10 protein-coding genes are annotated in these 13,320 nt (G+C 53.2%); 4 read left to right on the top strand and 6 right to left on the bottom strand.

What is annotated here, in order from left to right; genetic code table 11:
- The coding region (gene ilvA / locus ACQY8X_RS19240) for a threonine ammonia-lyase, biosynthetic (protein WP_428036750.1) at window positions 1–1,169 on the bottom strand (1,169 nt) is incomplete at its 3' end.
- Between the two features lie 155 nt (window positions 1,170–1,324).
- On the opposite strand from ilvA, the gene rpiA reads away from it, so the two are divergent.
- A complete protein-coding gene (rpiA, locus tag ACQY8X_RS19235; protein WP_428036749.1) occupies window positions 1,325–1,996 on the top strand; it encodes a ribose-5-phosphate isomerase RpiA in 672 nt (223 codons plus the stop codon).
- Between the two features lie 84 nt (window positions 1,997–2,080).
- Here rpiA and ACQY8X_RS19230 read toward each other — a convergent pair whose 3' ends face one another.
- On the bottom strand, window positions 2,081–2,209 hold the full coding sequence (locus ACQY8X_RS19230) for a hypothetical protein (RefSeq protein WP_428036748.1): 129 nt from the start codon (window positions 2,207–2,209) through the stop codon (window positions 2,081–2,083).
- 233 nt (window positions 2,210–2,442) lie between these two features.
- On the opposite strand from ACQY8X_RS19230, the gene ACQY8X_RS19225 reads away from it, so the two are divergent.
- Complete coding sequence (locus tag ACQY8X_RS19225; protein ID WP_428036747.1) at window positions 2,443–5,202, top strand: DUF748 domain-containing protein; 2,760 nt, start codon at window positions 2,443–2,445, stop codon at window positions 5,200–5,202.
- Window positions 5,203–5,588: 386 nt separating this feature from the next.
- Here ACQY8X_RS19225 and ACQY8X_RS19220 read toward each other — a convergent pair whose 3' ends face one another.
- Together ACQY8X_RS19220 and ACQY8X_RS19215 are read right to left on the bottom strand one after the other, a co-directional pair.
- Window positions 5,589–8,051, bottom strand: coding sequence for an ABC transporter permease (locus tag ACQY8X_RS19220; RefSeq protein WP_428036746.1), 2,463 nt, complete (start codon window positions 8,049–8,051; stop codon window positions 5,589–5,591).
- A gap of 1 nt (window position 8,052) precedes the next feature.
- Window positions 8,053–8,739, bottom strand: a complete 687-nt coding sequence (locus ACQY8X_RS19215; RefSeq protein ID WP_428036745.1) for an ABC transporter ATP-binding protein — start codon at window positions 8,737–8,739, stop codon at window positions 8,053–8,055.
- On the opposite strand from ACQY8X_RS19215, the gene ACQY8X_RS19210 reads away from it, so the two are divergent.
- Window positions 8,738–9,355 (top strand): arylesterase, encoded by a 618-nt coding sequence (locus tag ACQY8X_RS19210; RefSeq protein WP_428036744.1) that lies wholly within the window; start codon window positions 8,738–8,740, stop codon window positions 9,353–9,355. The genes ACQY8X_RS19215 and ACQY8X_RS19210 overlap by 2 nt on opposite strands.
- On the opposite strand, the gene ACQY8X_RS19205 is transcribed toward ACQY8X_RS19210, so the two are convergent.
- Both ACQY8X_RS19205 and ACQY8X_RS19200 read right to left on the bottom strand, forming a co-directional pair.
- Entirely contained in the window at window positions 9,270–11,027 is a 1,758-nt protein-coding gene (locus tag ACQY8X_RS19205; RefSeq protein WP_428036743.1) for an ATP-binding protein, read from the bottom strand. The two genes, ACQY8X_RS19210 and ACQY8X_RS19205, sit on opposite strands and share 86 nt — an antisense overlap.
- A gap of 117 nt (window positions 11,028–11,144) precedes the next feature.
- On the bottom strand, window positions 11,145–12,140 hold the full coding sequence (locus tag ACQY8X_RS19200) for a branched-chain amino acid aminotransferase (RefSeq protein ID WP_428036742.1): 996 nt from the start codon (window positions 12,138–12,140) through the stop codon (window positions 11,145–11,147).
- Window positions 12,141–12,420: 280 nt separating this feature from the next.
- On the opposite strand from ACQY8X_RS19200, the gene waaC reads away from it, so the two are divergent.
- Window positions 12,421–13,320, top strand: a 900-nt coding sequence (waaC, locus tag ACQY8X_RS19195) for a lipopolysaccharide heptosyltransferase I (RefSeq protein WP_428036741.1), incomplete at its 3' end; no start/stop codon positions are given.

Here is a 13,320-nt window from a genome sequence, read left to right as displayed (position 1 = left end):
TTCAGCTCTGACAGCAGTTCTGCGCGGGCATCAATACCGGAGCGCAACTGCACCCCGACAAAGATCTGGGCATCGTTATCATTGGCGTAGCGGTAGTTAAACTCGGTGATGTTGCGTTTGCCCAGGGCGTTACAAAACTCTTTAAAACTCCCCGGTCTCTCCGGAATCTTAACGGCGATAATCGCTTCCCGGTTTTCACCCAGTTCGGAGCGTTCGGCGATATGACGCAGGCGATCGAAGTTAACATTGGCGCCGCTGTCGATGGCAATCAGGGTCTGATTTTTGGCGGACTCGCGGGCTACATATTTCTTCAGACCCGCAACGGCGAGGGCGCCGGCAGGCTCGGTGATTGAGCGGGTATCTTCAAAAATATCCTTGATCGCAGCACAGATCTCATCGGTATTAACGGTGATCACTTCATCGACAAACTGCTGGCACAGGTCAAAGGTGTTCTCGCCGATCTGGGCTACCGCGACGCCATCGGCAAAGATGCCGACCTGCGGCAGGATGACCCGCTCGCCTGCTTCAAGAGCGGCTTTAAGGCAGGCGGAATCTTCCGACTCAACACCGATCACTTTGGTTTCCGGGCGCAGATATTTGATATAAACGGCGATGCCGGAGATCAGGCCGCCACCACCGACCGGAACAAACACAGCATCAATCGGGCCACTTTCCTGACGCAGCAGTTCCATTGCAATGGTGCCCTGACCGGCGATTACATCGATATCATCGTAGGGATGGATGTAGGTCAGTCCCTGTTCTTCAACCAGTTTGAAGGAGTGTTTAGAGGCTTCATCAAAGGTTTCCCCGTGAAGAATAACCTTGCCGCCCCGTGCCCGGACGCTGTTGACCTTAATATCCGGGGTGGTTTTTGGCATCACAATGGTGGCTTTAACCCCCAGGATCTTGGCGGACATCGCCAGTCCCTGCGCGTGGTTGCCAGCAGAGGCGGCAATCACGCCGCGCTTACGTTCCTCTTCGGTCAGCTGAGCCATCTTGTTGTAGGCGCCGCGCAGCTTGAAGGAGAATACCGGTTGCAGGTCTTCCCGTTTCAGCAATACCCGGTTGCCCAGTCGGCTGCTGAGGCTGGTTGCTTCGTCCAGAGGAGTTTCGATTGCGGCGTCATAGACGCGGGCATCAAGAATTTTCTTTATATATCGGTGAGCCATTGGATGCTTTCAGTGTCTTGCTGCGGTCCGGCTTAGGAGGCAGTGTGAATAAAGCGTTAAATGGTAATCTCTGAGAGCGTTTTCGTCTATAAGATATAGATCAATCAGCGTATAATCTCGCCAGTTAACGACATTTATACGGGGTTTCCCATAATATGACACAGGATGAGATGAAACTGGCAGTCGCTCAGGCTGCAGTGACCTATATCCAGCCGAAACTGCGCCGCGATTCCATTGTCGGTGTTGGCACCGGTTCTACCGCGAACTTCTTTATCGATGAGCTGGCGAAGATTAAGCATCTGTTTGAAGCCGCCGTTGCCAGTTCAGAAGCAACAGCGGAACGTCTCAGAGGGCACGGTATCGCTGTTTACGATATGAACTCCGTTGATCAGATGGACGTGTATGTTGACGGTGCTGATGAGTTTGATGGTCGCCTGAATCTGATCAAAGGGGGCGGTGGTGCGCTGACCCGGGAAAAGATTGTCGCTGAAGTGGCGAAAGAGTTCGTCTGTATCGTTGATCAGAGTAAAAAGGTTGATCTGCTGGGGGGCTTTCCGCTACCGGTAGAGGTGATTCCGATGGCGCGTTCGCAGGTTGCTCGTCGGCTGGTACAACTGGAGTGTATGCCCGTTTATCGTGATGGTTTTATCACCGATAATGGAAATATTATTCTTGACCTGCACGGCTTAGAGATCGAACAGCCAGAGGCTCTGGAAGCTGAGATCAACAATATTGTGGGTGTGGTTACCAATGGCCTGTTTGCCCGGCGGGGTGCGAATGTGGTGCTGATGGGGACGCCGGATGGCGTGGTAACAATTACCCGGTAGTTATCACCTGTAATATCAGACAATAAAAAAGGCCTTCATAGTGAAGGCCTTTTTTATATTTAACCGTAACGGCTTACAACTGTATTACAGTGCCTGTACTACATGGCTCCAGCCAATAATAGCCGGCATGCAGATCCATGCCAGGGCAGCAGTGTTGATCAGGAGCCAGACTGGACCTGAGCTGTCACGGAAGTTTTCGTCATGGTTTGCCATGATTATTCACCCGTAGTCATTGATAGAACTGTTATGAACCGAACATCTGTGTGCCTTAGGGCATCTTTTTAAGCGATTCGGGGCGCGATTCTACCAGTAAGGGGCATTGCTGGGTAGTCATATATTGGTCTTAATCCTTTTTACCTCCCCATGAGCGCACTGATGATCTCCCTGGCCGTCAGACAACCTGCTAATATCATAGAACCGGACCAGAACAGCAGACGGACTGATATATGAGTTTAAAGGGTTTTTTTCGCGGCATCTGTATTACGGTGCTGGTGGTTTTTTTGCTGCTGCATACCGCTCTCCAGCTGGGGCGGGATGCGGCGGTTCAGTGGTTGCTGGACCAGGGCGCGAGCAGGGCACAAATTTACGCCGTATCCATTAACTGGTTCACCGGCCGGATAACGTTACAGGGCGTGTCGGTTATCACTCCTGAACAGCCGGAGCTGCGCCTCGAAAAGCTGCTGGTCGATCTGGATTACAGCGCATTGGCAGAGCAGCGTATTCTGATTACTGATCTGACCCTGGAAGGGGTTGCGCTCTATCTGCATGAACAGGCAGGTGCCAAACCGCGCCAGTTTTATCTCGGGCCAGTGGCGCTGCCCGGACCATCCCCGGACAACCCTGCTGATCCGGCTGAACCCTCAGCCTGGCAGTTTGGACTGGCACGGCTGAATATTTCTGATTTTAGCTGGCGCTCACAACTGCAAGAGGGAGATCACCAGTTGCGTATTGATAGCGCGGAACTGGACACCTTTTATACCTGGCAGGAGCAGGCCATCACCCATCTGTCAATTCAGGGGGCGATCAATGGTGCCGGCTTTACTCTGAGTACTGAGGCACAGCCGCTGCCACAAATCAAGCGTTCGGAGTTGCATCTGAAACTGGACCATCTGCCGCTGCACTCTTTCACCGCGCCCTTTGTTCCGGAGTTACAGGCAACCCTGACCACTGATCTGCAACTGGCCATTGTTGCAGGAGATCAGATCAGTATCACACAGCGCGGCACGGTTCAGGTCGATGATTTTAACTGGCAGCAGACTGGGCTGGATCTGAGTCAGCAGCAGCTTAGCTGGAATGGCCAGACCGAGTTTAAGATGAGTGCCGGTAAACCTGAGTCAGTGATGGTTGATGGTGAGCTGAATATGGCTGCGCTGGGACTGAGCGCCGAGACGATGAAACTGCAGCTTGGCGAGAGCCGCTGGCAGGGCCGCACAGATCTGAGTTTCGGTGAAACCGGTATTGATAAGGTCGGGGTGGACGGGCAGCTGAATATGTCCGCACTCAATCTTGTCGATACTGGTTTGAAGGTACAACTGAACACCCTTGGCTGGCAGGGAATAACGGGGCTGAATTTTAATCAGACCGGGGTTGATCAGGTTGATGTGAAAGGGCAGTTGAAAACCCGTCAGTTGTTGTATCAGATGGCTGACCGTTTGCAGGCTAACGTGGATACGGTTGACTGGCAGGGTGGACTTGCCCTGGCGTTGCAACAGCAACCGCTGACAATCCGCGGTGAAAAGGGGCAGCTGACACTGGCGGGGGTGGAAGCGAAAGCGCTGCAAGCTGATCAGCAACTGGTAACGTTAAGCAAGGCCCGCTTCAGCGATATCGGTTTGGCGCTGCCAGAGACTCTGGGCCTGGGCGGGCTCGATGCTACCGGACTGGCGTTGTCGCCGCAGGCAGGGGCGACTCTGGCAACGCTGAATCTGAAACTCAGCGATGTAGACTTTAATCTGGGTAAAGCGGTGACGATCAATCGGGTTGAGCTACAGCATTTACAGCTAAAAGAGCAACTCAGCGCCGACAAACAACCGGTCAGTGTGTCACGTTTACAGCGGGGGATTGACAGTCTGCTACCGCCAGCAGAAGCCAGCGGTAATACTTCCGCCAGCAGTGCCTCTGCTGCAGGCACCGAGCCGGCGTTGCGGGTGCGGGTGAATGAGCTGCGGGTTACCGGAGACAGTAAGGTGATGTTTACCGATAACAGCACCTCTCCTCCTTTCAGCTCTGAAATGCTGATAGATAAATTGCTGGTGCAGGGGCTGGATACCGGGAGTCAGAAACCAGCGACGTTTGATCTGGGGCTAAAGCTGAACAGCTTTACTACCTTCACGCTGAGCGGTGATACTGATCTTGCGGGCGGTGGCGAGAATGCCAGCTGGAAAGGCTCCCTGAAACAGCTTGAGCTGCCCCGTCTGAGTCCCTATAGCATCGAATATACCGGTTATTACCTGCAGAATGGCCAGCTACAGCTGAATAGCAGCGGTAAGCTGAGTGCTGGAAAAATCAGTGGTAAGAACCAGATTAAGATTAACCGTCTTGAGGTGGAGCCTGCGGACCAGGAACAGATGGCGGCATTCAGTAAGAAACTGTCGATGCCGCTGGGTACCGCGATTTCGGTATTGAAGGACAGTGATGACAATATCGACCTGGATGTGCCGATCAGTGGCTCGCTGGAAGACCCTGATTTTGGATTGCAGAGTGTTGTGACCTTGCTGGCTGGCAAAGGGCTGAAGCAGGCCGCCTTCAGTGTCCTGCTGAAATCGCTGCAACCCTATGGCACGCTGATCAGCCTGGCGGCCAGTGCGGCAAAAGATGGGAGCTTCATCAGCCTTGATCCGGTGGTCTTTGCGCCTGGCCGCACCGCGCTGGATGATTATGCGCAGGGCTATCTGGCTAAAATAGAGGCGATGATGGTGGAACGCAAAGGGATGCGGCTGAATATCTGTGGTCAGGCGGTGCAGCAGGATCAGGCGCTGATCAGGGCGGAGCTGGACGCGGCGAATAAGAAACGTGAAAAACCGTTCACACCGGAAGAGCTCGCAGCCCAGGAACGGCAACAGCTGGTCGGACTGGCGCAGCAGCGTGCTGATCGGATTAAGCAGCAGTTGACGGACAAGATAGCGGGTGAGCGGTTGTTCAGCTGCTTCCCGGTTCCCTCGCTGAATGACCCTCAGGCAAAGCCTTCAGCCACGCTTGGATTGTAAGGCAGGAGAGTGCGTCTGCAAGGTGCGTCTGGAGGGTGCGTGCGGCTTTTTTATGGCGCAGCGCTTTATCGGGAAAGGGTGTCAGCATATTTGATGTGGAGCGATACGACAGCTTAAAAGCGACTCACCCCAGAGGACTGAGAGTACAGAGAAAACCTTATAAATAGCGTTTCTCCGTGTCCTCTGTGGTAAGCATCTCCTTACACTTCTTAGCGGCACTGCAACGTCAGGAGCCAGGGCTTTTTCCGCCGACAAAAGATCGCTTTGCAGAGCTTGTATATATCTGCAAAGCGCACCAACCAGACTTAAATCGGGAGGATATCAGTTCTTCCCCGTAACACGCGCAGAATCTTTAGATCCGTGCAGACATGATAGTCGATCTTATATTAGTTCTGCTGCAGTTGCCGGTAGCCACTGGGGCGGTGACTGATCAGCGCGGCGAGCGTGAACAGCAACACCCCGGTGAAGGGCAGAATCAGCCAGATCCAGGGGTGTAGTATCAGTGGCAGATCCAGTAGCCGATAACTGACCAGACCGGTGATGACCTCTGTCAGCAATGCAGCCAGTACGCCACTGGCAAACCCCAGCAGCGCAAACTCGAGAATATCCAGCTGGCGTGTTTGCGCCGGTGTGCTGCCAAGAATCTGTAGCAGCGCATTTTCACGGCGTCTCTGTTCCAGCTCCTGATAGACCAGCAGTTGCACCAGGACTAATCCGGCGCACAGGGTTAACCCGAGAATCAGGGTCGAAGCCTGAATCAGGCGCTCTATCAGCAAACTGGCCTGATCAATCCACTGACTAACATCGATCAGTGTCAGCGAGGGGAACTGTTTCAGTAGTGTGCGGCTGAGACCGTTTTGCTGCTCGGTTAAACGGAAACTGGTGATATAGGTCTGGGGATAGTTTTGTAACACTCCGGGGCTGAAAATCATATAGAAATTGGGCCGGAATGAACGCCACTCTACCTTGCGGATGTTGCTGATAGTGGCATTAAAGGTCGCGCTGCCTACCTCAAAACTGATCTTATCACCCAGCGTTAAACCGAGATTTTCGGCCAGCTGCTGTTCAATCGAAAGCAGATTGTCTGTGGTGTCAGCAGGCCACCAGGCCCCGGCAACCAGCTCATTATGCTCCGGTGCATTAGCTAACCAGCTCAGGTTCAGCTCTCGCTTCAGAGCGTTATTCTCCAGTTGATTCTGATCCAGAACCCGCTCTGGGGGTTGACCGTTAATCAGGGTAATCCGGCCGCGTATCATTGGATAAAGCGTGGTTTCAATGCCGGAATCACTGAGAAACTGGCTCAGAGGTTGTAACTCCCATGGCTGGATATTGATAACAAACTGGTTTGGTGTATTTGCCGGTAGTTGTGCCCGCCAGCGGTTCACCAGTTCTGTCTGGCTCAGCAGCAGACTGCTGAGCAGGGTCAGCAACAGACACATAATCCCCAGTTGCACCCGGTGCCACTGGCGTTGCTGACGAATGCGGTAAGCGAGTAGCCGTCCCAGGCGAAAACGCCGGGCTAGCAGGCGTCCAGCCGGGGGTAGCAACAGGCTGGCACAGAGACCTGCAAGCAGTATGGTGGCAATACTCAGCAGGATTGCCGCCAGCGCATTGATGGCCGATCCGAGGTAGAGGGCGATCACTGTTCCGCTCAGTAGCAGGATAATCAGTCGCGCCGGCCAGCTTAGGCCCTGATGGCTGAGCTGATCCCGGCGCAGCAGTCCCATCACCGGAATGCGGCTGATCTGCAGCAGTGGCGAGAAGCCAATGATCAGCAGCAGTGTCAGGCTCAGCAGCGGACCGGTCGCGATTAAACGGTAATCCGGTGTGGGCAGGCCTGCTGGCAGCAGGGTGTGTAACAGTGACCCGGTCAGTTGCAGCAATAATAAACCCGCGAGGGTGCCGGTCAGTGCGGCGAATACCCAGCCGAGCAGCAGCTTGAACAGATAGAGATGGAGTATTTGCCGGGATCTCATTCCCAGGGATTGCAGCAGCGCGCTACGCCGATACTGGGCGCTGCTGTAACGTCTCAGACTCAGGGTGATCAGCAGGCCACAAAGTAAGATACCGAACAGGGAGGTCATACGTAAAAAACCGGACGCATTTTCCATCGCTCCGGATGCCATAGGCTGATCCGCGTAGACCGACCAGAGACGCTGCTGGGGCGTCAGACTTTGCTGCAATTGAGCATGGAAGCGCCTGATCTGCGGCTCTGAACCGCTGAACAGGGTGCGATAACCGATACGGCTGCCGGGCTGAATCACCCGGGTTGCCGCCAGGTCTTGCCGGTTGATCAATAACTGCGGGCTGAAGCTGCGAAACCCGGTGCCCCGGTCAGGTGAGCTGATTAGCACTGCGGTAATTTTAAACTGCGAATACCCGAGGCTGATGGTTTCCCCTACGGTAATCCCCAGCCGCTCTAGCAATTGTTGCTCTGCCCAGGCTGTTCCGGGCGCGGGTATCGCAGTGCTCTGCGCTGGTTCTGTTACCAGCTCCCCGCGTAGCGGATAAGGTGCTTCAACGGCTCTGACGGAGCTAAGTAACATCTGCTCGTCGGTGCTGACCATGGTTGAGAACTGGGTGACATTACTATACTGCAAGCCAAGCTTAGTGGCCTCTTCGAGGCGTGCTGGTGCGGTGGGCCGACTGTCACTGAGACTCAGATCGGCCCCCAGCATGGATGCGCTCTGTCGGCTGAGGCCCTTTTCCAGCTGATTGCCTAGTAGCGTCAGAAAACCAGCCAGGGTGGTGGCGAGAAACAGCGCCAGCAGTAATGAGCGCCATTCGAAAGTCAGCAGGTCGGAGCGGCTCTGTTTCAGCGCCAGACGGATAAGCTGTTTCGATTTCATCTTATTGCTCCTGCAGCTTTCCGTCATGCAGGTAGAGGCGTCGCTGACAACGCTGCGCCAGCTCTGCATCATGGGTGATCAGAATCAGCGTGGTGTGCAGCTGCCGGTTCAGTTCAAATAGCTGATCGACGATCTCTCTGCCGGTCTTTTCGTCCAGGTTGCCGGTGGGCTCATCGGCAAATAGCAGGCTGGGCTCAGTGGCAAATGCCCGCGCAATGGCTACCCGTTGCTGTTCACCACCGGAGAGTCTGGCCGGGGTATGATGATGGCGCTGCTGCAGACCGACACGGTCCAGCCAGTAACGCGCTTGTTCTTCAGGATTGGGATGCCCCTGTATCTCTAGCGCTAACTGCACATTATCCAGTGCGCTGAGTTCCGGCAACAGTTGAAATGACTGAAAGACAAAGCTGATATGCCGGGCGCGTAGTTCGGCACGGGATTGTTCATCCAGTCCTGAAAGGGGTTTGCCAAGCAGCTCAACAGCGCCTTTACTGGGTTCGTCCAACCCGGCCAGAATGCTTAACAGGGTTGATTTACCTGCACCGGATGGACCGATGATCGCAATACTTTCACCCGCCTCGGCGCGGATGCTGATATCATTGAAAATGTTTAATCCGCCGCTCTGGTTCGGAAATGATTTTGCCAGTGCGGTTGCAATCAATACAGCAGGGGGTTCGGGAGTCGTCATGGCATCTCTATTGGGTATCGGATTATTACTGTTGACCAGCTTAGCATGGGGCGGTTCAATTGTGGTGATGGGTGACAGCCTGTCTGCCGCTTACGGCATACCTAAAGAGCAGGGCTGGGTTGCGCTGCTTGAACAGCGTCTGGATGACAATAACCTCGACTATACGGTGGTTAATGCCAGTATCAGCGGTGAAACGACCCATGGTGGTATTACGCGTCTGCCTGCAATTCTGGATCAGTATAAACCGCAGCTGGTATTACTTGAGCTGGGGGCCAACGACGGCTTGCGAGGGGCGCCGCTGCCAGTGATTGAGGCCAATCTTAACCAGTTGGTCAGCCAGTCGTTAGCGGCGGGCGCGCAGGTGCTATTGCTGGAGATGCGCATTCCTCCAAACTATGGCCCTCGCTATAGCGAGGGGTTTGCCGCGCTGTTTTCTAAGGTTGCTGAGCAGCAAAAGGTGTCGATGGTGCCATTTTTTATGGCGTCGGTGGTGTTGCAGCCAGAGCTGATGCAGGCTGATGGGCTACACCCTAATGCGCAGGCTCAGTCGGCTCTTCTTGAGCAGGTATGGCCATTTCTGAGTCACCTGATGCCGCTTCAGGGCCAAGGGGGATAACGGCGATTATCCGGGTGCCCCGGTCATGATTTTTACTGATCTGAAAGACGCCGCCCAGGGCTCTTACACGTTCACGCATACCGATCAGGCCAAACCCCTTCTTGAACGCATCTTTTTCAATATCGAAGCCACAGCCATCATCGCTGATCATCAACTCCAGCCGGTCACCGCTAATCTCTTTGCGCTGCCCCTGTGAGGTTCGGTGAATATCCAGCCAGATATTACGGGCGTGTGCATATTTAATGATGTTGCTAAATGCTTCCTGTGCCAGGCGGAACAGGGTGATGTTGTAATCCTCTGACATCTCATTCAATGCGCCGCGATAATCGCTATGCAGGGTGATGCCGTGCTCCGCAAAGCGGTTAGAGACAATACACTCCTGAATCGCATCAACCAGCCCCAGGTCATCCAGAGCCGAGGGGCGCAAGGTTCGCATCATGCCGTAGGTTACATCATAGATATTCTGCGCTATCGCATCGATAGACTCGGCGGTCTGGTTTACCAGGCTATTCTCCTCCGGGTGTATGCGTTTGAGAATTTTTGCGTCGGTTCTGATCGCTGTCAGCGATTGCCCGAGTTCATCATGAAGTTCGCGGGAAAGGTTACGTCGCTCCCGCTCCTGCACTGCCAGCACCTGGTGAGTCAGACGCCGGTTTTCTATCAACTGGTCACGAAGTTCCCGGGTGCGGGTGTGTATGCGGGTCTCAAGTTGCTGGCGTTCATTTTTCAGTGTGGCATAGATCGATGACTGTTCTACGGCAGTCTTCACTTTCTGTTGCAGATAGGCGATCAGCATGAAATAGACCGCCAGTGATGCGGATAGCAGTATCAGCAGCATCCCCAGATTGATATTTTTTGCGCCAAAGTTATGCACAATCTCGATCTTGAACGTCTGACCAAAACGGTTAACGGTGCGTGTCTCCACCAGTTGTGGCAGCCAGATAGGGGGCCTGGTAACCTCATCGGAGTGATGCTGATCAAGAATTTTACCCTTCTCATCCATCAGGCTGATGCTGGTATGTTCTGAAAGAAAACTGGTATTGGGCAGCATGCCTGCGGTGTTAATGACCAGTGATGCGATCAGCAGATTGTTGCCGGAGGGCGCCGTATTGCGTTCGAAAAATGCCAGAAACAGACCGTAACCGGTTTTGTTATTACCCAGAGGGAAGGGGGGAGAGGTGACCGGTTGGTGGTATTTTCGGGCGAAACGGATAGTGTCGGTAAATAGCGGGTCAGCCAGCAGATCTTTGTTAAGCAGATAGCGAGTATCCGGATTCAACGGTTCAATAAAGATAACCGGGAAGCTTGCCTTGAGGTTATCTTTAGTTGGGTCAACGCTGTAGTTTTCAGCGCTACCAAAATTCGGGCTCAGGGGGTGATGTTGCTGCTGTATCTGCAGCCTTTCAATATGCGGGTAGCGTTTTCGCATCTCGTTGGCAAAACTGCGAATCGACTCCTGATCGTTTGGAGTAGAGGATACCAGTACGGTGAAGCTCTGTAATAAAACCTCATTGATGTAGGCTTTTTCATAAACGGAGGAGTAAACGAAATGAGCATCGTTATTGAGATTTTTTTTTAACCGGCTGTAATCGGCATACAGACTGAAGCCTACCATGATCAGGGTAAGTATCAGCCAGCCTGCGGTAATAAAAGGAAAATAGCTTCGTTGCATCAGCGTCGTAGTGTCCGTGATCAGGTTATGAAATCCATATCATCGGCTTAGTGTAAACTATTTATTCCCGTAGCAAAAAAAAAGCGCTGCAGCGCTTTTTTATATCAAGATTTATGGTCAGATACGGGTGAGCCAGCCGTGTTTGTCTTCTGCTTTGCCCCATTGAATATCGTTGAGAGCCTGCCGCAGTTTCAGTGTAGTTGCACCGATGCCGCCATTACCCACAGGGTATTCCTGGCCGTTATGAATCAGTGTGCCTACAGGGGTTAGTACCGCTGCTGTCCCTGACAATGCAGCTTCACAGCCTGGTTTTGCTGCCCGTTCCAGCAACTCATCAATGGTGAGCTGACGCTCCTGTACTTCCATGCCCAGATCGCGGGCGATGGTCAGAATTGAATCGCGGGTTACGCCGTGGAGAAAGCTTTCATCCAGCGCTTTGGTAATGACTTCATTACCATCAATCAACAGGAAGTTGGCTGCGCCAGTTTCCTGAACATCGCCGCCGGGGCAGAACAATACCTGATCGGCATTCTGTTCCTGTTTGGCTTTCATAATTGGGCGCAGGGCGCTGGCGTAGTTACCACCACTCTTGATCATCCCCATGTGCGCGGCACAGCGGGCACCGTTCTCTTCAAGCAACAGGCGCAGCGTGGTATCACCTCCGGCAAAGTAATCACCGACCGGGGATAGCAGAATATACTGGCAAGAGGTTACTGAAGGGGTCGCTGCTTTACCAATAGCGGGTTCAGTACCGATGTGTGTCGGACGGATATACATTGACCCTGGTGGCTCAGGTACTTCATCTTTAAAGCGGCGGACAATATCAATAATCATGTTTGCCGTTGCCGTTTTTTCAATTGCGGGCAGTGCCAGTAATTCGCTGCTCTGGGTAAAACGGTCGATATTGCGATCCATACGGAAGATATTAATCGAGCCATCCTGATGGCGGAACGCCTTGAGGCCCTCAAAACAGGTACTGGAATAGTGCAATACATGTGCTCCCGGATGCAGCTGCAGGCTATCGCTGCTGACGACTTCAGCTGGGCTCCAGCTGTTGCCATCAAACCAGGAGATTGCCATTTCCGGCATAAACACAGTTCCAAAAGCTGCCATTGGTTACCTCGAAAAGATAATAAGTTGATTGATCTGTTGCACGCAGCGTGATTCAGAGAGTTTTTCAGGCCAATGATTGTAATCAGCTACGATTAAAAAGGGAATCGGCTACCTCATAATAAATGAGGGATAAAGATAAGAAAATGTACCCTGGAAAGCATGTCGCTGTTTGCAGGTGACGCCCGGAATCCCTAAGCCAATTCCCAGATGGGTGAAGTGTGAATGATAAATGGTATACTTCGACCTTATTTAACCGCCTCTGCAACCGACAGGAATCCCCTTGAAAGTTCTGATTGTGAAAACCTCATCCATGGGGGATGTTATCCACACGCTACCGGCGCTGACCGATGCGACTAATGCTATTCCGGGAATCCGTTTTGACTGGGTTGTGGAAGAGGCGTTTGCTGAGATTCCCCGTTGGCACTTTGCGGTTGATAAGATAATACCGGTGGCGATTCGCCGCTGGCGAAAAAGTCTCTGGAAGACGTTTACCGGAGGAGAGTGGCAGCGGTATCGTGCGGCGCTGGCGGAGACCGAATATGATCTGGTGATTGATGCGCAGGGGTTGTTGAAAAGTGCGTTGTTGGTTACCCGTTATAGTCGTGGCATCCGTTGTGGCTATGATAAAACCTCTGCCCGCGAGCCGTTGGCGGCGCGTTTTTATCAGCGCAGATTTAACGTCAGCAAAGATCAGCATGCGGTAGAGCGCACTCGCCAGCTGTTTGCTCAAGCGCTGGGCTATGAGCTGGAAGGGCGCGGCGATTTCGCTATTCGCAGACATTTTATTCCTGATCAGGCCGCTAAAGCGGACTATCTGGTTTTTCTTCACAGTACTACCCGCTTCGATAAGCACTGGCCGGAAGATTACTGGCTGGAACTGATCGAAAAAGCGACTACGGCGGGATGGAAGATCAAGCTACCCTGGGGTAATTCTGATGAAAAGGCACGGGCAGAGAGGCTTGCCGGGGATAACAAGGCGGTTGAGGTTCTGCCCAGGCTAAATCTGGCTCAGGTAACCTCTGTGCTGGCAGGCGCTACCGCTTGTGTGTCGTTCACTACCGATCACGGGCCGGTCGTTAATGACCACCTAAGGAGATGGAGAGAACGGATTTCGCTTGCACTCTTTGAACTTCAGTTAGCTTTTATGTTTTACAAAACTTATTGGCTCACGGATCAAAAG

It is taken from the genome of Amphritea sp. (assembly GCF_050300915.1).
Classification (GTDB): Bacteria; Pseudomonadota; Gammaproteobacteria; order Pseudomonadales; family Balneatricaceae; genus Amphritea.
This window is presented reverse-complemented; position numbering and strand designations above follow the sequence as displayed.

Coding starts and splice junctions, on each gene's coding strand:
- ACQY8X_RS19225 (WP_428036747.1), top strand. CDS start 2,443: ATGAGTTTAAAGGGTTTTTTTCGCGGCATCTGTATTACGGTGCTGGTG.
- ACQY8X_RS19205 (WP_428036743.1), bottom strand. CDS start 11,027: ATGCAACGAAGCTATTTTCCTTTTATTACCGCAGGCTGGCTGATACTT.
- rpiA (WP_428036749.1), top strand. CDS start 1,325: ATGACACAGGATGAGATGAAACTGGCAGTCGCTCAGGCTGCAGTGACC.
- ACQY8X_RS19215 (WP_428036745.1), bottom strand. CDS start 8,739: ATGACGACTCCCGAACCCCCTGCTGTATTGATTGCAACCGCACTGGCA.
- ACQY8X_RS19210 (WP_428036744.1), top strand. CDS start 8,738: ATGGCATCTCTATTGGGTATCGGATTATTACTGTTGACCAGCTTAGCA.
- ACQY8X_RS19220 (WP_428036746.1), bottom strand. CDS start 8,051: ATGAAATCGAAACAGCTTATCCGTCTGGCGCTGAAACAGAGCCGCTCC.
- ACQY8X_RS19230 (WP_428036748.1), bottom strand. CDS start 2,209: ATGGCAAACCATGACGAAAACTTCCGTGACAGCTCAGGTCCAGTCTGG.
- ACQY8X_RS19200 (WP_428036742.1), bottom strand. CDS start 12,140: ATGGCAGCTTTTGGAACTGTGTTTATGCCGGAAATGGCAATCTCCTGG.